This window comes from Bacillus capparidis, assembly GCF_017832095.1.
Lineage (GTDB): Bacteria > Bacillota > Bacilli > Bacillales > Bacillaceae > Bacillus > Bacillus gobiensis.
The window spans coordinates 507,858-532,117 of record NZ_JAFDST010000002.1 but is presented as its reverse complement, the minus strand read 5'-3'; the positions used below and the strand labels follow the sequence as shown (position 1 = coordinate 532,117).

Annotated in this window: 25 protein-coding genes; 13 read left to right on the top strand and 12 right to left on the bottom strand. The window is 38.9% G+C overall.

Annotated elements, in window-relative coordinates; genetic code table 11:
- Nucleotides 1-12 precede the first annotated feature (12 nt).
- The gene (locus tag JOC74_RS09710; protein ID WP_053604385.1) at nt 13-960 is read left to right on the top strand and encodes a D-2-hydroxyacid dehydrogenase; all 948 of its coding nucleotides are present in this window, start codon (nt 13-15) and stop codon (nt 958-960) included.
- A gap of 26 nt (nt 961-986) precedes the next feature.
- Nucleotides 987-1,502, top strand: a complete 516-nt coding sequence (locus JOC74_RS09705; RefSeq protein ID WP_053604384.1) for a DinB family protein — start codon at nt 987-989, stop codon at nt 1,500-1,502.
- A 26-nt stretch (nt 1,503-1,528) separates the two neighbouring features.
- On the opposite strand, the gene JOC74_RS09700 is transcribed toward JOC74_RS09705, so the two are convergent.
- The gene (locus JOC74_RS09700; protein ID WP_053604383.1) at nt 1,529-1,783 is read right to left on the bottom strand and encodes a YciI family protein; all 255 of its coding nucleotides are present in this window, start codon (nt 1,781-1,783) and stop codon (nt 1,529-1,531) included.
- A 102-nt stretch (nt 1,784-1,885) separates the two neighbouring features.
- Nucleotides 1,886-2,350 carry a DUF1643 domain-containing protein gene (locus JOC74_RS09695; protein ID WP_053604382.1) on the bottom strand — a complete coding sequence of 155 codons (465 nt, stop codon included), beginning with the start codon at nt 2,348-2,350 and terminating at the stop codon, nt 1,886-1,888.
- Between the two features lie 193 nt (nt 2,351-2,543).
- On the opposite strand from JOC74_RS09695, the gene JOC74_RS09690 reads away from it, so the two are divergent.
- Nucleotides 2,544-3,464 (top strand): nuclease-related domain-containing protein, encoded by a 921-nt coding sequence (locus tag JOC74_RS09690; RefSeq protein WP_225970234.1) that lies wholly within the window; start codon nt 2,544-2,546, stop codon nt 3,462-3,464.
- Between the two features lie 665 nt (nt 3,465-4,129).
- Here the strand turns inward: JOC74_RS09690 and JOC74_RS23915 are convergent.
- Both JOC74_RS23915 and JOC74_RS09685 read right to left on the bottom strand, forming a co-directional pair.
- Nucleotides 4,130-4,255 (bottom strand): hypothetical protein, encoded by a 126-nt coding sequence (locus JOC74_RS23915; protein ID WP_264080131.1) that lies wholly within the window; start codon nt 4,253-4,255, stop codon nt 4,130-4,132.
- Nucleotides 4,245-5,363 (bottom strand): response regulator aspartate phosphatase, encoded by a 1,119-nt coding sequence (locus JOC74_RS09685; RefSeq protein ID WP_053604378.1) that lies wholly within the window; start codon nt 5,361-5,363, stop codon nt 4,245-4,247. The genes JOC74_RS23915 and JOC74_RS09685 overlap by 11 nt, the downstream gene beginning before the upstream one ends.
- Before the next feature lie 308 nt (nt 5,364-5,671).
- Here JOC74_RS09685 and bcaP point away from each other — a divergent pair, with 308 nt between their 5' ends.
- Nucleotides 5,672-7,072 (top strand): branched-chain amino acid transporter BcaP, encoded by a 1,401-nt coding sequence (bcaP, locus tag JOC74_RS09680; RefSeq protein ID WP_053604377.1) that lies wholly within the window; start codon nt 5,672-5,674, stop codon nt 7,070-7,072.
- A 221-nt stretch (nt 7,073-7,293) separates the two neighbouring features.
- On the opposite strand, the gene JOC74_RS09675 is transcribed toward bcaP, so the two are convergent.
- The 3 genes from JOC74_RS09675 to JOC74_RS09665 form a co-directional block, all read right to left on the bottom strand.
- Entirely contained in the window at nt 7,294-8,262 is a 969-nt protein-coding gene (locus JOC74_RS09675; protein WP_053604376.1) for a sugar phosphate isomerase/epimerase family protein, read from the bottom strand.
- A 251-nt stretch (nt 8,263-8,513) separates the two neighbouring features.
- Nucleotides 8,514-9,584, bottom strand: coding sequence for a Gfo/Idh/MocA family protein (locus JOC74_RS09670; protein WP_053604375.1), 1,071 nt, complete (start codon nt 9,582-9,584; stop codon nt 8,514-8,516).
- Between the two features lie 28 nt (nt 9,585-9,612).
- Nucleotides 9,613-10,338 (bottom strand): ThuA domain-containing protein, encoded by a 726-nt coding sequence (locus JOC74_RS09665; protein WP_053604374.1) that lies wholly within the window; start codon nt 10,336-10,338, stop codon nt 9,613-9,615.
- A gap of 197 nt (nt 10,339-10,535) precedes the next feature.
- Here JOC74_RS09665 and JOC74_RS09660 point away from each other — a divergent pair, with 197 nt between their 5' ends.
- Nucleotides 10,536-11,474: an AraC family transcriptional regulator gene (locus JOC74_RS09660; RefSeq protein WP_053604373.1), complete on the top strand. Its 939-nt coding sequence runs from the start codon at nt 10,536-10,538 to the stop codon at nt 11,472-11,474.
- An 89-nt stretch (nt 11,475-11,563) separates the two neighbouring features.
- Here the strand turns inward: JOC74_RS09660 and rbsK are convergent, their stop codons facing one another.
- Nucleotides 11,564-12,448 (bottom strand): ribokinase, encoded by an 885-nt coding sequence (gene rbsK, locus JOC74_RS09655; protein WP_053604372.1) that lies wholly within the window; start codon nt 12,446-12,448, stop codon nt 11,564-11,566.
- 76 nt (nt 12,449-12,524) lie between these two features.
- Entirely contained in the window at nt 12,525-13,085 is a 561-nt protein-coding gene (locus tag JOC74_RS09650; RefSeq protein ID WP_211086136.1) for a helix-turn-helix domain-containing protein, read from the bottom strand.
- Nucleotides 13,086-13,312: 227 nt separating this feature from the next.
- Here JOC74_RS09650 and JOC74_RS09645 point away from each other — a divergent pair, with 227 nt between their 5' ends.
- The 4 genes from JOC74_RS09645 to JOC74_RS09630 all read left to right on the top strand — a co-directional run bounded on the left by JOC74_RS09645 (nt 13,313) and on the right by JOC74_RS09630 (nt 16,147).
- Nucleotides 13,313-14,677 (top strand): twin-arginine translocation signal domain-containing protein, encoded by a 1,365-nt coding sequence (locus JOC74_RS09645; RefSeq protein ID WP_053604370.1) that lies wholly within the window; start codon nt 13,313-13,315, stop codon nt 14,675-14,677.
- Nucleotides 14,678-14,883: 206 nt separating this feature from the next.
- Nucleotides 14,884-15,255 carry a hypothetical protein gene (locus JOC74_RS09640; RefSeq protein ID WP_053604369.1) on the top strand — a complete coding sequence of 124 codons (372 nt, stop codon included), beginning with the start codon at nt 14,884-14,886 and terminating at the stop codon, nt 15,253-15,255.
- A gap of 229 nt (nt 15,256-15,484) precedes the next feature.
- Nucleotides 15,485-15,820 carry a hypothetical protein gene (locus JOC74_RS09635; RefSeq protein ID WP_053604368.1) on the top strand — a complete coding sequence of 112 codons (336 nt, stop codon included), beginning with the start codon at nt 15,485-15,487 and terminating at the stop codon, nt 15,818-15,820.
- An 18-nt stretch (nt 15,821-15,838) separates the two neighbouring features.
- Nucleotides 15,839-16,147 carry a hypothetical protein gene (locus tag JOC74_RS09630; RefSeq protein WP_053604367.1) on the top strand — a complete coding sequence of 103 codons (309 nt, stop codon included), beginning with the start codon at nt 15,839-15,841 and terminating at the stop codon, nt 16,145-16,147.
- Between the two features lie 13 nt (nt 16,148-16,160).
- Here JOC74_RS09630 and JOC74_RS09625 read toward each other — a convergent pair whose 3' ends face one another.
- Both JOC74_RS09625 and JOC74_RS09620 read right to left on the bottom strand, forming a co-directional pair.
- On the bottom strand, nt 16,161-17,093 hold the full coding sequence (locus tag JOC74_RS09625; RefSeq protein WP_053604366.1) for a DMT family transporter: 933 nt from the start codon (nt 17,091-17,093) through the stop codon (nt 16,161-16,163).
- 34 nt (nt 17,094-17,127) lie between these two features.
- A complete protein-coding gene (locus JOC74_RS09620; RefSeq protein ID WP_211086135.1) occupies nt 17,128-17,982 on the bottom strand; it encodes a Cof-type HAD-IIB family hydrolase in 855 nt (284 codons plus the stop codon).
- 204 nt (nt 17,983-18,186) lie between these two features.
- Here JOC74_RS09620 and JOC74_RS09615 point away from each other — a divergent pair, with 204 nt between their 5' ends.
- From JOC74_RS09615 to JOC74_RS09605, 3 genes are all read left to right on the top strand, one after another.
- Nucleotides 18,187-19,758 carry a sugar porter family MFS transporter gene (locus JOC74_RS09615; protein WP_082364038.1) on the top strand — a complete coding sequence of 524 codons (1,572 nt, stop codon included), beginning with the start codon at nt 18,187-18,189 and terminating at the stop codon, nt 19,756-19,758.
- A 5-nt stretch (nt 19,759-19,763) separates the two neighbouring features.
- Nucleotides 19,764-21,083, top strand: coding sequence for an MFS transporter (locus JOC74_RS09610; RefSeq protein ID WP_312883796.1), 1,320 nt, complete (start codon nt 19,764-19,766; stop codon nt 21,081-21,083).
- 325 nt (nt 21,084-21,408) lie between these two features.
- A complete protein-coding gene (locus tag JOC74_RS09605; protein WP_053604364.1) occupies nt 21,409-21,750 on the top strand; it encodes an antibiotic biosynthesis monooxygenase family protein in 342 nt (113 codons plus the stop codon).
- Nucleotides 21,751-22,583: 833 nt separating this feature from the next.
- Here the strand turns inward: JOC74_RS09605 and JOC74_RS09600 are convergent.
- Entirely contained in the window at nt 22,584-23,537 is a 954-nt protein-coding gene (locus tag JOC74_RS09600) for a GntR family transcriptional regulator (RefSeq protein ID WP_053604363.1), read from the bottom strand.
- A 232-nt stretch (nt 23,538-23,769) separates the two neighbouring features.
- Between JOC74_RS09600 and JOC74_RS09595 the strand changes: the two genes are divergently transcribed.
- On the top strand, nt 23,770-24,258 hold the full coding sequence (locus JOC74_RS09595) for an HPP family protein (RefSeq protein ID WP_082364350.1): 489 nt from the start codon (nt 23,770-23,772) through the stop codon (nt 24,256-24,258).
- Nucleotides 24,259-24,260 lie beyond the last annotated feature (2 nt).

The following is a 24,260-nucleotide window of genomic DNA, read 5'->3' as shown; positions in this document are numbered from 1 at the left end:
GGGGTGCAGCAAATGAAGACAAGACAGCCAAAAATTGTCGTTTACAGCCCGAATCAAGCAAAAGACTATGAGAATATGATCAGAAAACAAGGGTATACCAATGTTTTTTCTGCATCGAGTCCGGCAGAAGTAAAAGAGATCATAGCAGATACAGAGATATTACTATGCTGGAAGTTTCCTTTGCATTTGCTTTCGGAAACAGACTCTATAAAATGGATTCAATCGCTGGGAGCAGGTGTTGATGATTTGGTCAGTTCACCACATGTTTCAAAGCAATCACAGCTTACACGGATTGTCGATCAATTCGGCGTGCCGATTGCCGAATACGTGTTTAGTTATTTTCTCCATTTCAATCAACGCATCACAGCCATCCAATCGGCTCAAAAGGAGAAAAAATGGGCTCCGTTTGAACCAGAGCTTTTATCAGGAAAAACGATTGGAATTGCCGGCTTAGGTTCGATAGGCGGGGAAATGATCAGGAAAGCACGCGCTTTTGATATGAAGATTCACGGTTTAAGCGTTAGCGGTAAGCAAGCACAGTTTGTTGACAAGCATTTTCATCCGGATGAGTGGCGTGAGTTTGTCAAAGAGCTTGATTATCTTGTTTTAGTGCTTCCTTTTACAGAAAATACTTATCACGTTGTCAATCGAGATATTCTTTTAGCGATGAAGCCTTCCGCTTATCTAGTCAATGTCGGAAGAGGGCAAGTGGTGGCCGAAGATGATCTGATCGATGTGTTGAAGTCAGGACATCTGCGCGGCGCCGTATTGGATGTGTTTGAGCATGAACCGCTTTCAGAAGAAAGTCCGCTTTGGGAAATGCCGAATGTTTATGTCACGCCTCATCTTTCAGGAATAAGCACTCCGTCGAGGGTCGGACATTTTTTTCTTGAAAATCTAAAGAGATATATAAATGAGGAAGAGCTTGCAGGGATTGTGGACCGGAATTCAGGATATTAAATCACAATGGAGAGGCGGCAAAAAAAATGATGAAACGTCCAGAAATCAGTGAATATAATGAGTACTATGAAAAATACATAAGCTTAGTACCGGATGGGGATATCTTGCAAATATTAGACGACCAAATGAAAGAAACGATTCGCTTGTTACAAGATTTGACTGAAGCAGAGGGGCAATTTCGATACTCACCTGAAAAATGGAGCTTGAAAGAAGTTCTTGGCCATATTGCAGACACCGAGCGTGTGATGGGATACCGGCTTCTCACCTTTGGCCGCGGCGAGACTGCTTCACTTCCTGGATATGATATTGATGGATATGTTTCCAACGCTGTATTTGATGAACAGCCGGTGCAAGATCTTCTTGACAATTTACATTCTGTCCGACAATCTACATTGCAATTACTGGAGAGTTTCACTGAAGAAGCTTGGCTGCGGGGCGGTATCGCAAGCAACTTTGAGGTTACTGTCCGTGCCCTTGTATATATCGTAGCCGGCCACGAGCTCCACCATCGTCAAATCATCCAAGAACGCTATTTAAAATAGACCCGCCAAAATGGCGGGTTACTTATTTATATCCTCCACTCATGAAGCTCCAGCCGTCTGACTCCTTTGGTTATGTAAGGGTCGGCTTCCGCCAATTCTTTTGCTTCCTCAAGTGACTCTGCCTGGTAAATCACCATGCCGCCTGCTCCATCGGCAAATGCCCCTTTTTTGAAAACCTTTCCTTCATCACTTAGCTTTTGCAAGTATTCTAGATGATCAGCTCTGTAGGTCTGATTTAATTCCGGTTTTTCCATAAAAAGAATCGCCGCATAATAGTTCATTTTAAAACTCCTCTCAATTTTCTGACTCTAGTATACGTCAAACAGCAGTAATCTTAAATATAAAAGAAATGATATTCTTCTATACTCCACCTTTCGTTCAGATCACGTGGATGGCGCGGAAACTTCCCCCGGTCGTCTACGAAGCATTTCAGCTTGCTTTTGTAGGGGACGAAGGATTTCTTCAGCGTCTCTTTTTGCAGAGACAAATTTCTTCGTATCGCTGCCCCAGCCGATAAAAATCATATCGGATCCGGCGCATGCTTTCTCGAAATAGGATCGATTTACTTGTTCGTAGCTCTGCTCGCTTTTCTTTAGCTCGCTTGAATCAGAAGTCATATAGGCGAACAAATTAACGACGATAAATTTGTCATAATGCTGATCGATAAAATAATTCGTCAAGCTCGTGACGGTTTTATCGCTTTTTAAGACATCATCGAGGCTCGGATGCAGCAAAATGACGCAAGCACAAGGTCTGTATTTATTCCATGTTTTCTCGTAATAGTACCGGTATTTATGGTTGTCTGATAATACTGCGAGCATGGCCATATTTTGATGAATTTCAACCATTTCGTTACCTCACTGTAATTGTTTTCTCTATTCTATATTTCGGTTAATAGGTCTATTAACTTAATGGTAATTTGTTACTTTAGACCTAAAAAAAGAAAGGGGAAAAGCAAAGGAATGTCGAATGAACAGAGGAAGAAAGGAGAGTTCGCATTGATAGTAAAAGAAAGAAAAGTACCGCTGCATCTTAAAAAAATTGAAGCTATTAAAAGAAGAATTGATTCAAAGCATTCCAAGCAACCTGCATTGGCAGAAGAGCGATCCAAACGTTTGGCAGGATTTCGCGGAGCAGTCGCTCGATTATTATTTCTCCCAGCTGCCGAAGAAGAATTATTATATTCTCCACGATGTTAGAATTCAACGAAATCATTTCTTTCAATTGGATACTCTGATTTTAACAACTCGTTTCCTGATCCATCTTGAAGTGAAAAACATCTCCGGTACGCTTTACTTTGATCGATCCTTCAACCAGCTGATCCGCACCTATGACGGAAAGGAACAGGCATTTCCAGATCCATTGCTGCAGGCGAAACGACAGCAGAAGCACCTTCAATCATGGGTCGCAGAAAACCAATTTCCCGCAATGCCGATACTTCCTTTAATCGTAATCAGCCATCCCTCGACCATCATAAAATCGGAAGTCGGGGGCAGTATGCAAAAAGTCATTCACGCGGCAGCTCTTCTCGATAAAATCGAACAGCTGGAACAAAAATATCAGAAAGAAATACTACAGATAAAGGATCTTAAGAAAATGTCCCGACTTTTAATCAAACAGCACACACCATCAAATCCGGACATTTTGAAAACCTTTCAAATTAATGAAAAAGAAATAAAGACAGGAGTCCACTGCCCAAAATGTTCGTTTCTACCATTGGAAAAAAGCAAAAAAGGCTGGTACTGCCCAGCTTGCATGGACTATGACAAACATGCCCACATCGAGACTTTGAAGGATTACGCCTATCTAATAGGACCAACCATAACGAACCAGCAGGCAAGAGAATTTTTGCAGGTGGATTCTCGATCAATCGTAACGAGACTGCTGACAGCATTAAATCTACAATATACAGGGAACTTGAAAAGCCGAAAGTATACACTACCATTAGAATTTTATGAGTGATTAATTAGTGAACTGCAGAGCGAAAAAAATTAGAAGATCGCGCAAAACGAGAGTCGAATCGCTCATAAACTCAGAAGATCGCGCATAACGGGTGAAGATCGCTCATAAACTCAGAAGATCGCGCAAAACGCGAGTCGAATCGCGCATAAACCTAGAAAAACGCGCAAAATGCGTGTCGAATCGCTCATAAACTGAAAGGATCGCGCATAACGGGTGAAGATCGCTCATAAACTCAAAAAATCGCGCAAAACGCGAGTCGAAACACGCATAAACTCAGAAAATCGCGCGAAACGGGTGAAGATCGTGCATAAACCCAGAAGATCGCGCAAAATGCGAGTCGAATCGCGCATAAACTCAGAAAATCGCGCAAAACGGGTTCAGATCACTCATAAACCCAGAAAATCGCGCATAACGAGTTCCAGATCGTTCATAAATCCAGAAAATCACGTATATTCGAGAACAGATTTCTTCTATATTCGAAACAAATCGAATATCCCAGGTATATTAATTAATTTTCTTGCAGATCATGCGACAAATTCCCTCATCCCCAGAAACACCAGAAATAAAGCGCGCAAAAAAAGATCCCTTGCGATTGAAGATAAGCTTTTCCAAAGCGGTTCTTCAATCAACAGGGATCTTTAAAAAATCTTACTTTTGCTAGAGACTTAATTTTTATCAAAGGAATACGTGATCACCCGTTCAAACAGCTGGCTGCCTTGTTCAATATGCAGAGTGAACGGGATTAAAGCAATTATGAAGATTAGAACAAGCCTTTTTGTTTTAAATCTCATAATGACATTCTCCTTTTTGAATTTGTTGTCTGGCGAAGATTGCTTTTCGGTAGTAAGAATTTGCTTTGTCGAAATTTTGATTTTCAGTGTAGTAATTGGCTACATCAAGTGACAATTCCTCTAAATCTGAAAATAAATTTTTCGATTCGAAGTATTGAAAAGATTCTATAATTAATTGCTCATCGTATTGAAGATAAGTCGCCTTAAAAAGCATAAACTTAGCGTGGCATTCCTCGTCCTTTAGGCGAATGGCATAGTCTATCCCTTTTTCGTACAGATTTTCAGCTTCCTTAAACTGATTTTGTTTGATTCGGACCCGCATTAAATTGAGAAACACCTTTGGCAGAAAAAATGAGGTTTGTTCTTCGTAAATATCTGCTGCAAATAAATAATTCTCTAATGCGTTCTCGTAATCATTTTCATAAAAACTGCAAAGGCCCAAATTAAAATAAGCCGTTGCCTGCAAATGAAGATCTTTTTCTTTGAGGCTTTTTGTCTCCAATAGGGCTTCGCGAAAGAATTCCTTCGCTTTGTCATAATTCAGCACATCGATCAGATTCCCTCCAATAATAAATCGGCATTGGACTCTTTTGATGGTATAAAGATCATATTGTTTGAAGATTTCAAGAGCTTGCATGGCGTAGTTCATTGAAAAAGGAGTTTGCTGCATGTAATAGTAAGCTTCGGCAATTTTGAGATGGAATTCCGCTCGTTCAATTTCGTCTTTTACTTCTTTTAGCTTGGTTTCCGCATTTTTATAACAGCCGATTGCAGTTAAATAATCCCGTTGTTTCAGGTGATACATCCCTTTAAAAAGATAAAAATAGTAATCCAGCAATCCGGTTAGCTCGTCTTTTTTATCTTCAAGCTGCTTCAGCCGATTGTTTACATCTCCGGCTGACTCAGGTTTTAAATAGCTCAACATAATTTGATGACGGAAGTCCAGCAAAGAATAATAAAGAAGCACGTCTTGATTTTCTTCCATCTCATCTAAAATGGAGAAAATCTCATTCTTTAAAATCTCGGCTTCTTCGACCTTATTTTTGCGGATGTAGCTGTACCATTCATTTAGCATGGTAGCGACACTTTCGGCTGATCGTTTTATCATCTTGCGTCTTCAATCCTTTCCGTCATCTTCTATGTATAATACTACCATGAAAATTTTAATTATGCGGATAGAAAAAGCTGATTATGATCAAGTGAAAAAAGAAAGAAGATATGGAATCCTCTGAATTTCCGAGCATAAATATTAAAAATAGTATACATGGAATAAACATATCTGGAAAGTAGAGGATTTTTCCAGATGTGCTTGAGTAATAAATTTCTGTTTTCTTTTTGAGAAACAATCGTTATAATATTGAAATAACTATTGTTCTATTCTGAAAAATCATACAATTACTATTAGGAGTGAAATTGATGAGAGGCAGTTTGTTTAGAAAAAAAGGGATTGAGGACATGCTTGCATCTGTGTCAAAAGGAAATACCCTGAAAAAAGAACTAGGGACTTTTGATCTGACGATGCTCGGGATAGGCGCTATTATAGGGACCGGAATTTTTGTGTTGACCGGTACCGGTGCGACCACAGCAGGACCAGGACTAATCGTATCATTTATTATTGCTGGATTGGCTTGTTTATTCGCGGCGTTGGCGTATGCTGAATTTGCTTCGACCGTACCTATATCCGGTTCAGCCTATACGTATACATATGCAACAATGGGAGAGCTGTTGGCTTTTATTATCGGATGGGACTTAATTCTTGAATATTTGCTTGCAGTAAGTTCTGTTTCAGTCGGATGGTCTGGGTATTTTCAATCCTTCTTAAAAGGAATCGGGTTGGAGCTCCCCGTTGGATTAACTGCTGCACCTGGGGCGGTGAAAGGTGCGACTACGTATTTTAACCTTCCTGCTTTTTTAATCGTCATGCTGATTACAATATTATTATACGTAGGTGTTAAAGCATCGAAACGTGTGAACAACATTATGGTTATTGTGAAAGTAGCCGTTGTCTTATTTTTTGTTGTAATGGCTTTTACGTACGTCAAGCCTGATAATTGGACACCATTTTTGCCGTTTGGCTTTAATGGGGTATTTGCAGCAGCGGCAATTGTGTTCTTTGCTTTCATCGGATTTGATGCAGTTGCTTCTGCTGCAGAAGAAACAAAAAACCCGAAGAAAAACCTCCCGCGCGGAATTGTTTTGTCGTTGCTGATCTGTACATTGTTATATGTCGTAGTAACTGGGATTATGACAGGAGTTGTACCGTTTGCTCAATTCGAAGGGGTAACGAATCCTGTATCGAGTGTGCTTGAGGTGGCCGGCCAGAACTGGGCAGCAGCTATTATTGATATTGGCGCTATTCTTGGAATGACAACGGTTATGCTCGTCATGCTTTATGGGCAAACGAGAGTCATGTTTGCGATGTCTCGCGATGGATTGGTTCCTTCTATACTATCAAAAGTACATCCTAAGCATGGAACCCCGTATATTTCTACTTGGTTTTTTGGAATCACAGCTGCATTACTTGGCGGATTTGTTCCGCTTGACGAATTGGCGAGTCTTGTGAACATTGGTACGCTGTCTGCATTTGTCTTAATAAGCATTGCTGTGATCGTGTTAAGATATACCCGCCCGGATCTTCCAAGAGCATTCAGGTGTCCGGCAGTCCCGGTTATTCCAGCTCTTGCTGTCGTGTTTTGCGTATTTCTGATTTATAATCTCGGATCAGTCACCTTCATCCGTTTCTTAATTTGGTTGGTAATTGGATTGATTGTTTACTTTTTATATGGGAGAAAGCATTCGAAGTTGAACGAATACTAAGTGATAAAAGCACTGATGCCAAATGAGTACATCAGTGCTTTTTTGAATCTCTGTTTCTCTTTATTCCACAAAATTTCGCTAACTTTTCCCGGGAAATTTCGGGCAGGTAAGAGGTTGTCCGCCAGCATTTTTATTAATTATGTCGAAGCCAAAGCTCCTGGTAATATAGAAAATGTCTGATATTATTCCCTATAAGACAAGTATCAAAATTCCCCTTATCCCTATGCCCACCACATTTGTGAAGGTGTTTCTTCTATTAATACACTTTGTAAGTTCGAAACAGCTCGTTTAAATCCTTCTTCAATCGACATGATTGGATCTTCATGTTCAATGCTTACGACATAATCATATCCGTACGTACGAAGTGCACTCATCATATCTGACCACTCTTTTACATCGTGGCCGCAACCAACGGATCTAAACGTCCAAGCACGCGTTTGTACTTCTCCATACGGCTGCATATCAGTCAGACCATACATATTGATATTATCTTGATCCAAGTATGTGTCTTTTGCGTGGAAATGATGAATAGCATTTTCTTTCGCTAAAATTTTTATTGCTCCTACAGGATCGATACCTTGCCACCATAAATGACTTGGGTCCAAGTTAGCACCAATTGCTTTACTGGTTTTTTCGCGAAGCTTTAATAATGTATACGGTGTATGTACTAAAAATCCGCCGTGCAATTCCAACCCGATTTTCACATTGTGTTTTTCTGCATATTCCCCGAGCTCTTTCCAATATGGAATGAGCTTATTTTCCCACTGCCAATTTAATACATCTCCGTATTCATTTGGCCAAGGAGTCACTGGCCAGTTTGGATATTTAGCACCTTCTTGATCTCCTGCTGTTCCAGAAAAACAGTTAACAATTGGAACGTTTAATAATGATGCTAATTTAATTGTTTTACGAAGCGTATCATCAGACTCTTTTGCAAAGCCTTCGTCTGGTGAGATTGGATTGCCATGGCAGCTAAATGCGCTAATTACTAGCCCTCGGTCTTCTACTTCTTTTAGATAATCTCCTCTTTTTCCTGCATCTTCAAGCAATTCATCTAATGGGCAGTGATGATTTCCTGGATAGCCGCCCGTACCGATTTCAACCGCATGAAGACCTTCTGCTTTTACTTTATCTAACATCTCTTCAAATGTAAGATTTGCAAATAAAACCGTAAATACCCCAAGCTTCATTTTATTTTCCCCCAGTTTTATCTATAATTGCGAGACGTGAAGTGCTGCCACTAACTTTAGCATCTCCTTGGCGGGGTGCTGTTCATTTTAGTATACAGTTTAATTGGGAAAACGCCTTCGATATTGGTAGCACAAAATATTTCAAAATTCATTACGAAAGTTTATTCGGTATACAAACTGCTTCTACTACTTTAAAGATATCTTTTAAATGGAGTGAAAGATACCCTGTAACGGCGAATTTAACATCGAACTTAGCTATTTATATGCTGTAATATGCCTTCTGCCGGCTGTTCCTCATGCACACAGGTAAATTGCTTCGTCTGACTTGATTTTAAAGCAGCTAAAATAACAGCAAGAGATTTTAATCCTTCTTCACCAGTGACAGCTGGCTCTTCATCTGTAACAATACTGTGTACAAATTGTTCAATCACGTGAGAATTGCTTTGTCCGCCTTCATCATTCGACTGAATTTTTCCTAATTCATAATTGACAACTTCTCCTGTAGCGTACTGAACAACTAGTGAATAAACGGGGTGTTCTTCTAGACGAAGAATGGCTTTCTCTCCGTATATAATGGTCGAGTTATCTTCATTACCTTTATAAGCCCAGCTTGCTGCCAGCGTTCCAATGATACCGCTCTCAGTTTTCAAAATACATACTGCATTATCATCAACAGCAGCGAAATCTTTAGCGTTGGTTTCAACAAATGCACCAACCTCAACAATTTCCTCTCCCAATAAATAACGAAGCAAATCCGATTTGTGCACGCCTAAGTCTCCCATCGCACCAATAAATGCTTCTTCTTTTTTAAAGAACCAGCTTTCTTTTCCGTCTACACTCCATTGTTCAGGTCCACCGTGACCAAAAGCTGTACGGAAGCAATAGACTTTTCCGATTTCTCCATCTTCAATCAGCTGGCGGGCTTTTTGATGGGAAGAAACAAAGCGTTGATTATGGCCGATCATTAGTTTTTTGCCGTTTGTTTTTGCTGCTTCGATCATTGCTTGTGCTTCTTCTTCTGATGTAGCCATTGGTTTTTCACATAATACATGAATGCCTGCGTTTAAAGCTGCAATCGAAATCAGCGCATGCAGATAGTTTGGTGTGCACACACTGACTGCATCAACAGTACCGCTTGTTAAAAGTTCTTCATAATTTGTGTATGCATTTACGCCATATTGCTGTGCTACACTATTTACTCGTTCTTCATTCACGTCACAAACAGCTACTAATTCAACATTTTCATTCATTTTATATTCTGGTAAATGGCGATTTTGCGCGATGCTTCCACAGCCAATGACCCCTACTTTTACTTTTGCCATAATTTCTATCCCCTTAATTTCATATGATTTAATTTTTTACGGTGATTTGTTCAAGTGGTTGTGCATTCCCATAGACAGGGCGTTTTCTTTCTAACGGTTTTGCCCATTGAATGGCATTTATGATTACACGTTGGATATCTTTATTATGGTACGTTGGATAAGTTTCATGTCCTGGTCTAAAATAGAAGATTTTCCCGTTTCCGCGTTTAAATGTGCAGCCGCTTCTGAAAATTTCTCCTCCTTCAAACCAGCTTGTAAATATTAGCTCATCCGGAGCCGGAATATCAAAATGCTCCCCATACATTTCTTCACGATCGAGCTCAATAAACTCTGGGATTCCTTCTGCAATCGGATGACTTGGTTCTACTACCCATAAACGTTCTTTTTCATCCGCTTCACGCCATTTTAAATCACAGCTTGTACCCAACAATGTTTTGAATATTTTCGAAAAATGACCGGAATGCAGCACAATTAGTCCCATACCATCTAATACACGCTGTTTTACTTTTTCGACTACTTCATCTGCTACTTCATCGTGTGCTAAATGTCCCCACCATACTAATACATCTGTTTGATTCAATACATCATCTGTGAGTCCATGTTCTTCTTCGTCTAATGTTGCGGTTTGAGTGCGAAACCCTCCTTCTTCTAAAAAAGAAGCAATGGCCCCATGTATTCCTGCAGGGTAAATTTCACTTACGACTGGATTTTTTTGTTCGTGTCGATTTTCATTCCATACTGTAACATTTACCAAATTAACAAGCCTCCTTCTAGATTTTTCAGTAATTAGTATAAAAAATATGGACAACGAAGGATATGCTTAATTTTGCTGTCTTTCTATTCAAATGTGTCATCCGCTTTCATTAGCTTAAAAATTGAAAGAAAAAATAAGCCGAAATATAGTTTCTTATATTTTTAAAAGTGTTATATTCTAATCAGGAGGAGTGAAATATGTCTTCAACACATAACAATGATCTCAATAATTTAGAAGCACATAACGAGGAAGTTATTTACCAAAATCCATTGCTTTTTCTGAAAATATGGGAAATCAATATTAAAAAAAATGATTTCACCTCAATAGAGAGCCACCCTTGGCATTATCATAAAGAAGTAGAATTTATTGCTGTTGTTGAGGGGAAATTAGGTGTACAGACTAAAAATAAATATGTCTGTATGGGACAAGGTGATGTTATGGTTTTAGGTGCATCTCAACCACATCGTTCTAAGCCTCTTTCGGATAATTTACGTTACGTTGTGTTCCAAATTGACTTAAGAAAACATTTTGACCAAAGTACAATGCCTTATCTATATTGTTTCTCTGAACTGACCAATCCTTTAGATGAATTAAACTATATCTTTGAAGAAAATCAATTTGTAAAAGGTGAAATACATACTTTAATTATGGAAATTTTTAAAGAATCACAAATACAAATGAGAGGCTATGAAATTGCTATTAGTTCTGTCATTAAACAAATACTGCTCTTGCTTTTAAGAAACGACACACATAATATTTTGAGCTACACAGAAGAAGCTGGTTTAAATAGATTGCAACCAGTTCTTGAATATATAGACAAAAACTTAGAGGATAAGATTACTGTGGAAGAGGCTTGTTCATTGCTAGGCTTAAGCTATCACTATTTCATAAAATATTTTAAGAAAATAATGGGTACATCCTTTATTGATTATGTTAACTATCAGCGAATAAAAAAAGCCGAACGTCTATTAATGACCAGTGATCTAAGTATTACAAATGTGGGTTATGATGTGGGTATCTCTAATATGGCTCAGTTCTATAAATTGTTTAGAAAGTATAATGCATGTTCGCCAAAAGAGTTTAAGCAACGTATGGAAAATGAATTAGGAGTTATGATGGAAGCAGCACCTCACTAGTCTTATTGGTCGTGGCTATTGCTTAGTTTTATGTAATACCTTTTTCTAAATTTATAAAAAAAAGAGAGTACACAGGTACTCTAATTAGATTATTGCCGCAGTGCACTGTCAACTTCAGCGCGTGTCGGCATGCCGCCTTGAGCGCCAAATTTCAAGACGGATAAAGAGGCGGCTCGATTTGCAAAAAGAAGAGCATCTTCCATCTTCATTTTTTCAGCCAGCGCAATGGCAAGTGCTGCGTTGAAGGTGTCTCCCGCTCCCGTTGAATCAACAGCTTTAACGGGAAACGACGGAAACTGTTTTTCTTCGATGCCATTATGGTAGCGAACCCCGTTTTTTCCTTTCGTAATCAACAATTTATTTGGATACGCTTTCAGTGCTTCCTCTTCGGTACGACCGTTTAGTAAAACAGATGCTTCGTATTCATTTGGGGTAAGATAGGTTGCTTTCTCAATGATTTCCTCCGCAACCTGTCGTGCGGGTGCAGGATTCAACAGGACAGGTATCTTCAGCTTCTCACAATGATCAATTGTATATTGAACCGTTTCTTCAGGTATTTCCTGCTGGATGAGTACGATGTCGGCTTTTTTCAGGATTTCCGTCGCTCCGAGTACATAATCCGGAGTAACATGGTCATTTGCTCCTTTGACGACAATAATACTGTTATCGCCCTCTGAGAGAATGATATGTGCAGTCCCGCTTTTTGTGTTATCTGCCTTCTCCATATAATCAGTGTGGACACCGTTATTCTCTAAGTTTTTTAAAATGCTTTCTCCGTAACTATCATTTCCTGTTATGCCAAGTATAAAGACGTCTGCGCCGAGTCTGCTTGCCGCTACTGCCTGATTGGCTCCTTTTCCTCCTGGAACCGTTTGAAAAGAGTTCCCCAAGACTGTTTCGCCAACAACAGGCCTGATATCAGTAGTAACAACCAAATCCATTGACACACTGCCGATCACGCAAATTGTTGTCATATAACTCACCTTTTTTATCCAAGATTATCACTACAATAAAGAGATTGGCAATCTATATTCTTATTACATTACTACTTTAAAATAAAGATGGAATAAGTACGAACAAAACATGATTCGGTTGATCACTTTTGTTCAAAAATCGGTGTTTAACATTTGGCGGAATGCGTACGACATCTCCCTCGTCTAAAAAATATTCAATTCCTTCCATTTCAACATACGCTTGACCTTTCATGACGACAGCGATTTCTTCTTGTTCGTCGTGAGAATAGTAATCTTCCGTCGTACTTGCGTGTGCATTTAAATCCATCATTAAGAGTTCAATATGTGCCTTCATAAAATCCGGCGTTAACACATCGTAAACAATATGGTCACTATTTTCTCGATACACTTTCTTGCGGTCTTGTTTTCTCAAAATGAGAGAATCCGTATCGAAATCATTGATAAAGAGAGAAAAGAGCGGAACTTTTAATGCTTTCGCAATCAGTTCCAATACGCTTAACGAGGGATTTGCCTGCCCTCTTTCAATTTGGCTGATAAGCGAAGTGCTGATTCCTGCATAATCGGCGAATTCACGAATTGTCATACCATTTTTCTTTCGATAGCTTAATACCGTTGGACCGAGGCGATGATGGAACATATTAAAACCCCTTATACAAAATAATGTGTGTTGAATCCCTTTTGTGCTGACATGATAAACATGGGAAAAAATACTATATTAAATGGCATAAAAAATTTATATTTATTTTGTACATTATATTGTATTTGCCGAAAAAAATAATAGGGTCATTAGAACCGAATCAAAGCACAAGACGCGTAAATGGAATTGCTCAATATCATTCAATTATCACACTAGGAGGCTTTATTATGACTAATCAAAAGAGTAAGCAATACAACAGACGTGACTTCTTAAAAGCTGGGGGAGCAGGCATAGGTGCACTGGCACTGTCGGCAGGTACAATGGGGATTCCCGGAATGTTCGAAACCGAAACGGCCCAGGCCTATTCGAATATTGACGGCGTAAAGAGTTCGGATTTTCCCCGGAAAGATGGGGAAGCAGATGATACGAAAAGACTTCGACGATTGATTAAAGCATCAGAATATTCAGGATGGGTTCCTATTCACCTCAACGAAAACAATGCTTATGTGATCTCAGATACAATTCTGATAGACAGCGGCGATAAAAAGCCTCTTATCTTCGGAAAAGGATTCCGCCGCACCGTGATTAGCGGCGAAAACCTTCCAGCTGGAAAACCGGCAATCAAAGTACATGGCGGCTGGGGAATGATGACTGGCGGAATGCTGTTTGGCGTTGGTTTTCGCGGAAATGAGAATTCAATCGGAATCGAAGTGGCCGGAGTCAACGGGTTTCGTGTCGATTTTTGCCAATTCGAGTTAAATCAGGTGGGTATCATGTTCCATAATGGGATTTTACAAGAATTCACCGAAGGCTGCATTGCATCCTACTGTGACTTCAGAGCCTCTTGCAAAACAGCTGTCGAATATAAGCAATCAAATAATGTGGAAAGCTTTCACGGCACAGGCATCAAAAGCTGCACGATTAATCAAGGCGCTGGCGAAACAGAACCTAAAATCAAAATCGGAAAGGACTGTATCCCGTTTAACGCCCCATTGGAATTCAACATTTGGACAAGAGGCGAAACTCCAATTATTAAAAACGAAGGTAATGAACCCGCAACCTTCTACGGAACGATTTCGATTGAGAGTTTTGATCACGGCGATTCCGGGTATAAAGTGGAAATGGTATCTAAAAATGATAGTCCTGTCTATTTGATTGGTTCCGTATCGGCGCTTGACGATCAATCACAGCTCGGAAACCTGGTCTTATGTGATAGAGTGCAAATCAATCCTGACCGAACTATCAATGTCCAAAGAAAAAGATACCAGAACGCATTCCAATTAATGACAGGCGCGAACCCTACAATATCCGTTACAAACGGAGTATCCTCCATCGTATCTGTCTACTTACAGGCAGCTAATTATAATTATGCGTATACGCTGCTCGTATATCGAAATGTGGGAGATGATAAAGGGACAGTCACTAATCTATCACTTCACCAAAATCACAACGCCGCAATGTATTACGGACCAACGTTTTCCATTGAATCAGGAAAGCTGGTTATCACGAATAAGAACTTTCCTGATTCCGGAGTAACCGCCAACATATCAGTTCTTGATATTGGTTCAAGATTCCAGTATTTTATGATGTAAGAGATTGTGAAGTCTATCACTTTATCAATAGAACTAATACCATCTTATTATAATAACTTTTTATTTTTCGAGACAATTAAACGAGGCAGACATGCTGGTAATGGAAAATTCACCAGGTCTCAAGCTAGTACAGGTGATTTCGATTGCTGACATGTCTGGCGGCTATTGAAAGAGTCGTGTGACACTTAGGAGGAAAAGGCAACCAATTGGCATATATATTTATTAAGGAAGTTCACAAAAATGAAGATTATTTTGATTTAGATTATAACCCTGAAGTAACTATATCTTTTGCTTCTCCAGATATGAGTTATATGATGGCAGAAGCTGCATTACAACTTATGAAACCGAAAAAGATTATTCAAAATCGCGATAAAGTTTCCCTTTTCTATGAGACTTTTATTCTCAGTGATTATTATAATGTAAAAGTTATTGGTGGATTAACGAGTGGTTATGATGGAAGCGGAGTAAGAGCTTTTCAACAACTTCTTGAAACATGCGGTATACCAGGAGAAGAAAGTGATGAATACATTACATCAAGTCAATATACAAAAGCGGTTTTAACTGTTGAAGTTGAATAGAATACAGAAGGACAGGGGTACACCTGTCTTTTTTGTGTGAAAGATCAATTTTCCTCCAGAATGAAGATTCTCACTTAATTCTCCGGAATTTTTTGCTTTATTTAATTAAAAAAACCTTCTAAAGGAGAAAAGAGTATTTTTTTCCTATTTCCAATCTAAAAACAAGCAATTAAACTTAAAATTATGTAAAATAAGGACATACGACTCATTTAATAAGGAGAAAAGAAGGATGACAAACAGGGAAGGTTATCAACAGTATGTTTCTGAAGCTAATGAGCTTGCGAACCAAGAAGATATTATCTACCAGTCCCAGCTCGTCATCAGATCGGAAATCTCTATGCTGTTTCAGGACCTTATGGCAGCTTACAAGTTGTTGGACGCTTCAGATTTGGACTGGAGCGGGAAAGCAAAGGAAGAATTTATAATCTTAAGGGAGCAGCTGTACGAAATCATTAAGGGATTCGACCGATTAGGTGATGAAGCTGATTATTCTTTAACGGACGTTCGGAAAGAATTAAATGATTATTATGATCAGTTGATGGGTAATGCCAGAAAATACCTTTAATCGTCTGGAGGGTTATCAATGAATGTCGTTAAGTTACATCCGGAAAAACTAGAAAGCCTTCAACAGGAATTATTCGCCAGAAGGATGTCGGTTGAAGCAGATTATCAACGTCTTCGCCATAAAGTAGATCAGCTTACCAGCTTATTTCCTGCAATCGAAGAGCATAAAGCGTCAAAGGATCTTGTACATGTGATTGAAGCACTTAACGATTTTATGAATACGACAATAACTATTGAAACCCTGCTTCACCAAACCGCGAGTTCCTTCAAAGAAACGGAAGAAGCTCTTGGGAAAATCGATGCTGCCTCGCTGGAGAATTCCAAATAAAAAACGATCAGAATCACTGACCGCTTTTTACTCCACTTGCCATTCGCTTGTGTTTGGACAGCTTATATTTTTCTTCGAATGCGCCCGAACCGAGGAAGACTCCAGCTAATATAAAGGCAAACCCGATGATTTGTGTCAAAAGAATCTTTTCCCCTACAAAAAGCACAGCCCCAATGAGGGCGAAAAATGGATTTAAGTTTAAGAAAATCGCTGCTTCTGGTGCCCCGATTTTTCCGAGAGCACTGTTATAGGCCATATGTCCGATCGCTGTGGCGAAAACGGCAGAGCCTAAAAAAACAAGCCAGCCCAACCATGAGCCTTTGCTTAATGTTGTTAACCCGCCAGGTTCTGTCACTAAACTGATGAAAAAAAGGATAACTGAGCCAAATAACAACATATATCCTGTCATCAATCTAGGATCGAGCGTTTTCGCTGCTTTTTTAATCAGTATAAAGCTTAGCGCTTGTGAGGAGATCGAAAGAAAAACATACACGTCCCCGAAGGAAACGCTAGTCACTCCGCTACCTTCCGCAATAATAAAAAAGACACCTGAAAACCCTGAAATGATTCCGAGTCCCTTGAGCAGCGAAATCTTATTTTTAAGAAAAATAATCGCCATTATGGAGGTTAATATGGGTCCTAAACCGAGAATCAGACCCCCATTTGATACTGAAGTAAACTTCATCCCAACCGACAAAAAATAATGGTGGGCAACCACGTTCAAAAGACTTCCTGCAAGCACGTAGCCCGTTTCTTTTTTTGTCAGCCAGCGAACTTTTTTCAGTGAAAATAAAACAGCCATCACGACGATGCTTGCTGTCAGTATACGAAAGGACGTTATGGTCACAGGAGAAAATTCAGCTACCAGAAGCTTCAAGGCTGTTACATTAAATCCCCAGATCATCATTATGAAAAACAAGACGATATAGATAGTTGACTTTTTCACCGTTATCCTTCTTTCTTAGCCAACGATAAATTTTTTACTTTTTTAGCAAAACGTTTTCAATAAAGTAGGCTACACCATTTTCGACATTGCTTTTTGTCACATAGGTGCTCATTTCTTTTAATTCGTCCATGGCATTGGCCATGGCAATTCGATTGTCCGCTTCCTTAAACATGGAAATGTCATTCGGACTGTCTCCAATTGCATAAATATTTTCTTTCGGAATTTGATATTTTTCCGCTATCAGCTTGACTGCTCTCCCTTTTCCGGATTCTTTTGGCAAAATCTCGAGAATGTGTTTGCCTGATGAAGTGATGCTGAGTGCTGAATTTTCCTCAAGAATTGTTCTTGCTTTCAGCAATTTCTCACTATCGAAGGAAAAGCATAACAGCTTATAGACGTTTTCATTACTTCTGAAAATCTCATGAATGTCTGGCACAGGCTTAATGCCAAATTGCTTAAACTGAGTGAGCGCTCCTTGCCAAAGGGTTTCATAATCCTCGTCCGGATTTGCCGACTGTACAACATCAAGCTCAGCCTTCAGCTTTTCTTCTCCGTCAAAAGGGGATAGAAGGGCATCCTCCGTATAAACTTCAAAATAAATATTTTCATTGGTAAGATAGTCCGCAACTTCTGCGGCGACTGTTTTATCCAATGTGAGATGGCTTAGAGGCTCGTATTGAAAGTCATGGACAGTTCCGCCATTTGCTGCAATGATCGGAATATCCAGATCACCAAGCAGTGACTTTACGTCAAAGGTAGCCCTACCTGTACTGATAGCCACTATACAATCTGAATCCAAAGCCTTTTTTATCGCTCTCTTGTTTTCCTCAGATATCACGCTTTGCGCATTCAGCAACGTTCCATCCAAATCAATTGCTATTAGTTTCATATATGTACCCTCCAGACTCTCTTCAAATGTTCAAATTCGTTCCATGTACTAATGTGACATTGCTTTTGCGTTTAGTCAATATGAAGCACGTAGGATTAATCAAAATTTTATTTTACTATACTATCAATTGGAAAGTTTGAATTGTATGTAAAGGTGGAATTTATGTTATAAGCTTTTTAATTTGGAAAGAGGGAGGAAATACGGGTGAAAAATCAGAAGTCAAATGCGCTGCTTTACTTTTTTGGGGCGCTCGGGGGAATGCTTTACGGATATGATACCGGAGTTGTTTCCGGTGCGATCTTGTTTATAAAAGAAGACTTGGGTTTGAATGCGTTTACTGAAGGACTTGTTGTAAGCGCAATATTAATAGGTGCAATCTTCGGTGCCGGATTTGCAGGAAAACTGACAGACCAGTTTGGCAGAAAAAAATCGATCATAGGCGCTGCTTTTCTGTTTATTATTGGGGCATTGGGCACAGCTATAGCACCTAATACGGCGGTTATGGTACTTGCGCGGATCGTGCTCGGCCTTGCTGTAGGCTGTTCCACCACAATGGTTCCTCTATATCTGTCTGAGCTTGCTCCTCAGGAAAAACGAGGGTCACTGACTTCATTAAATCAGCTAATGATCACGATTGGAATTTTGCTTTCTTATATCGTCAACTACGGGTTTTCCGAATCAGAAGGTTGGCGCTGGATGCTTGGACTTGCCGTTGTACCTTCAGTAATACTCTTAGTTGGAATGGCTTTCATGCCTGAAAGCCCAAGGTGGCTGTTAATGAATAACCAGGAAGGTAAGGCGAAATCAATACTTGGGCGTATCAGAAGTGAAAGCTCTGTTGACGAGGAAATTAAAGATATTATGGAGACTGAAAAAGAAGATAAGGGCGGATTAAAAGAGCTATTTCACCCTTGGGTGCGTCCCGCGTTAATTGCCGGTCTTGGCCTCGCCTTTTTACAGCAGTTTATTGGGACAAACACGATTATTTATTATGCACCGACAACATTTACTAACGTTGGCCTTGGTAACTCAGCTGCTTTGCTAGGTACGATTGGAATCGGAACTGTCAATGTACTCATGTCTCTGGTAGCTATTCGTGTAATAGATAAAGTTGGTAGAAAGCGGTTGCTCATGTTTGGGAATATCGGTATGGTACTTAGCCTGACAGTGCTTTCCTTTGTTAATCTGTTTTTTGCATCGAGCGTTGCTGCTGCTTGGACAACCGTTATCTGTCTGGGACTGTTTATCGTTATTTTTGCTGTAACCTGGGGGCCGGTCGTTTGGGTCATTCTTCCAGAGATCTTCCCTCGCCACGTGAGAGGGATCGGAACGGGTTTATCAACATTATTTCTCCATTCGGGCAACCTGATTGTCACGCTGACCTTCCCCGTTTTGTTACAAGCGATGGGAGTCAGCTACTTATTCCTGGCCTACGCTGTAATCGGAGTCCTTGCTTGCCTTTTTGTATACTTTAAAGTGCCGGAAACGAAAGGGAAGAGCCTCGAAGAAATCGAAGAGACGCTGCGAGAGAAGAGCGGGACAGCCTTTGCCGGTATTGCTCAATTTGAGAGAGACTTAACTTCTGAACGGACGAAAGAAGGGATTCTGGCTGCAAGGAAGCGAGGAAAGTATCCAGGAAGACCGAAAACCGATGAAGAAAAGGTTAAGTATGCCTTGTATCTTATAGATCAAGGGTTGAGTCGTACAGATGCTGCTGAGAAGGCTGGTATTTCTCGAATGACTTTATATCGTAAAATGCATAATAACAGGGTATAAAATCGATGGCTCAAATACTTGAGTTAGATAAGGTAAAAGATACTGCAATGGATTTAGCGAAAAGTATTCATTTTTCCAAATTATGTAATTTTATAGAATATAGGGAGAGAATAGTGGTCTTAAAAACTTTAAGATTTTCTCCTATATATTTTTTAAATAATTTTTATAATGAACGTTATATATATAAAGGTGTGAACTTTATGAATGCAAAAAAATTGATAGCAGTAGGCTTGCCTATGATTGCCGTGACGTATGGTTTATCTCGGTTTAGTTATGGTCTAATGCTTCCATATATTAACGAAACAATGAATATGGATCAATCCACTAGTGGCTTAATCTCGTCTTTATCATATATTGCTTATTGTATAGCAATCATATTTGCAATGGCGTGTTCTAATAAGTTCACTCCAAGATCTATTCTTGTGGTAGCTGGATTATCATCCATTATTGGTTTAGGTATAATCTCCATTTCTCCTAATTCGGTAGTGCTAGGTTTAGGTATATTCCTGGCAGGGCTAAGTACAGGATTATCATCCCCACCATACGCTAATATTGTTAGCACTAAAGTAGAAACAAGATTACAAAATCAGGCTAATTCATGGATAAATTCCGGTACAAGTATTGGAACAGCTTTTACCGGGGCAATTGCTATCCTTATGGCTAATAGTTGGAGAGAAACGTATTTGATATTTATGGTCATTGCTATTTTTGTACTTGTTGTTAATTATAAAGTACTTCCAAAGCAGCAGGCTTCAGAAAAGAAGGTGATGGTTGGCTTCTCTAAAAAGGAATGGAGACACTCTATTCAACTAATTATTGCCTCTTTACTTATAGGAATATCCTGCTCCGCCTACTGGACATTCTCAAGGGACTTTATGTTAAATTTAGATAATGTCCCCACACACCTAAGAGAGTGGTTTTGGGTAATTATTGGACTAGCAGGTTTACTAGGAGGAACTGCTGGTGCATTTATAGATAAGTTTGGTTTAATGAGTGCGTACAGGATTTCTGTATTAGCACTTTCAACTACGTCCCTAATCCTAGGAATTTTCCCAGATAATAATATAACATGGTTCCTGTCACCAGTTCTTTTTGGAAGCTCTTATATTTTCATGACAGGGGTCTTAATAGTATGGGGGATTTCCGTATTTAAGACTAATCCATCATTCGGATTAGGTGTACCGTTCTTAATACTTGCACTTGGGCAAGCAATAGGGACTATTTTCTCAGGGGTAGTAGCTGATATATCAGGATATTATACTCTTTTTATTGGGGCTTCTATAATTGGTTATGTAACCTTAGTATTTAAACCCAAGACAAATTAGATATTTTTTTTTCGAATCTTCCGTTATAAGGTGCAGTAGTTGAAGAATATACTACAACAATGATCAATCTTTATTATAAAAATAAAATTGAAATCTATTGGAGAGGAATCTATTTTGATCAATCTTTTTTCAAAATGGATTCTTTTTATTGGTTATGAAATATGGGTTTGTAAGCTATTTTTGATCAAACTTTATTTTAAAACGGGGCGCATATTCTGGAACAAATAGGCACTTTTGTGGAATAAGGAAGCGCATTCTATTACACTAGGAAATAGGTTTAACGGGAATATTCTTAAATAAACTTTTTGAGGGGTTGCATATTACTATGACTAGCTATGCCAATCAAGTTGTTTTAAACATTCGTTTCAAAGTTAAAGCAGGCAAAAAAGAAGCTTTTCGAAAATCACTTTATTCACTTGTTGAAGTGATGTCAAACGAACCTACCTTTATAAATGCTATTATAAGTGATGATATTGAAAAACCAGATGATCTTGTAATTTATGAAATCTGGCAAGGTACAAAAGACAGTTGGTTACAGGAAGAATTGCCAAAGCCTTATCGAAAAAAATATGAAGAAGTTCTTGGTGATCTGCTTGAGGATAGAATAATAAGTTATTTAACCCCAAACGGAGAATGGGGAAGTAATTTAACGAATGTCAGTCGCTGATTTAAACTTGGCCAGTTATCTTTAGGCAGGTGTAATAGGAAGAAAAACTGTTTATAGTCGCTGTTTTTTAAGGTGCTTTCAACTTGAATAAGAAGCACTCACTACTTATTAAAGGGTTCTGATAGGAGCATTTGTTGGGTTTGTTCTTGGCTTTGCTATTCGGCTTGTCATGGAATTGGTTGAAAAGAAAAATAAAAGAGTTCTAAAAGGCAAACATTCGGAAGTAATCTTAATTGTAAATTGTGAAGAAACACAAGCTGGATTAATTAAGAATATACTTTGGAGTCATTTTGCAATTGGTGTAGCAAAAGTAAAATGATGAATCAATATTTGTTGATCACGTATAAAACTAAAGTTTGTGAAGAATTATACGTAAACTATAGGGTGCTTTACTTGAAGAAGTCAAATAAAAAAGTCGGTTCCTTAACGTACAGGGAATTCGACTTTTTTATGTTTGAATTTGCTTAGCGTACAAAATTTCCGAAATGTTGGCGAAACCCCTAATCTTAAACATGTTTTTTTCTCCCTTCCTTATACAGTTCTTCTGAAGTATAAACCCTCTACTGTACTGGAAAGTCAAGAGTATGTTTTTTAAAAAAAAGGAACACTCGTGATCATATTGTAAAGATGGAAAACACTGGAAATCCATGTATTTAAGTCATTGATGACTTAGGAAGGTTCTTTTGATCCTGTTCTTTTTATATTTATTTTTAAGACCATACCATCAACATCCAAAAAAAAAGCTCACTTTCACTTCATTAGAAAAAATGAAATGATCATGAGTTGATTTCATCTCAATAGGTTTTAGTTTTTAAATCCACCTTATAAGGTCATTATTTTAGATTTTCTAGAATTCGTTCACTTGTTTTTTCTAGTTTTAAAGGCAGTAAACTTGTCTTTTCCGGAGCGAGATGATTTAGCTTTTCATAAACAGCCTCTGAAGCATAGATATAATCAACTGAATGAATGATTTCCCCTAGGTTCCTCTTTTCGGAAATCCCCCCTGCAATACTCACAATATGTTGAATACCTGCTTCTTCCACCCTATTTGCCATCCACTCTCCACCTTTATCTCCAAGACAGATAAACGCAACTTTTGTTCCTTCCTTTAATTTCGCGATATTCATCAGATCAATTGGTGATAATGTTGCGCCGATCGTATAAATCGGTAGGTTGATTCTACTAAAATGGGCTTTAACCTCATCTGCGTGGTTTAAAGTGGTGATGATCCCGTTGATCTCCTTAACATCAAGAACATCCTCCTCGATATCTCTCATATCTTCGATGAAGAGTTCTGTGATATGAGCCCCTGTATGCTTCTTTATTTCTTCTGAATAAAAAATATGATCATGCTCTTTACATTCGATAAATAAGAAACGAGCTGAATGGGGATTTTCTATAAAGAAGTGATGATGCATAAATGTGGAGGCCACGAACTCATCGAACGTAAACCCTTTCTCAATCGCGGTCTCGATCGATGTTTTAACGATGTCATCTAAGTCTTTCTTCTGAACTAAGCTTCTCACTTGTTGTGAATCCCTAATTTGTGTCCTCCGGCCTTTTTGCATTAAAAGGAAGCCCTCTTCTTTGAGCTGAGTATAAACCCAGTTAATTGTATTTCGGTTAATCGTTAGTTGGTCAGCTAACTGGTTTACGGTGGGTAGATAATCTCCGGGAAGTACATATTCCATTTTAATTAAAAATTTAATTTGTTCTTTTAGTTGGATGTTAATCGGAATAGGTAACTCTGAATCGACGATCAGACTTAAGGTATTATACGTTCTCATTTTCATACCTCCTTATATTCATAATAAACTATGTATTAACTTATCTCAAGACTTGAAGGTAATTTAAGTGTGTTTCTGTTGACATTACAGTAGACTGAAGAGTATTATTAAAAACATATATAACTATGTAACTATGTAACTATGTATTTAAAGAGAGGTGGATAATGTGAATGAAGATCAGACGAAAGTAATCAAATCGCGTGGATCCTTTTTTTCGAGATATCTGTCAAAGATGAAAACGAAAGAAAGAACGCCAATGAAAGCTTTACCTGAAAATGCGGTCATGGGGTTTCTTGGGGGTTTTCTAACCATATTCGTTCTTATGGCGTTATCAAAGTTCTCCGGTAACACTTGGATCATGGCTCCTTTCGGGGCAAGTTGTGTCTTAGCCTTTAGCGCTTGGAATGTTCCGTTTTCCCAGCCGAGAAACATCATCGGGGGACATATGATTTCAACTCTCGTTGGGCTGATCATCCTTTCAACCATCGGTGATTCTTTATGGGCAGTGGCATTAGCTGTCGGTCTAGCGATAGCTTTGATGGTCATAACGAAAACGACCCACCCTCCTGCAGGAGCAGATCCTTTAGTTGTTATCCTCTCAAAAAGTCAGTGGAGTTTTTTATGGTTTCCTTCTTTATTTGGAGCTCTTGCAACCGTTGTCATCGCTCTAATAATAAATAATCTTCATAAAGAACGGAAATATCCTACGTTTTGGTACTAAGC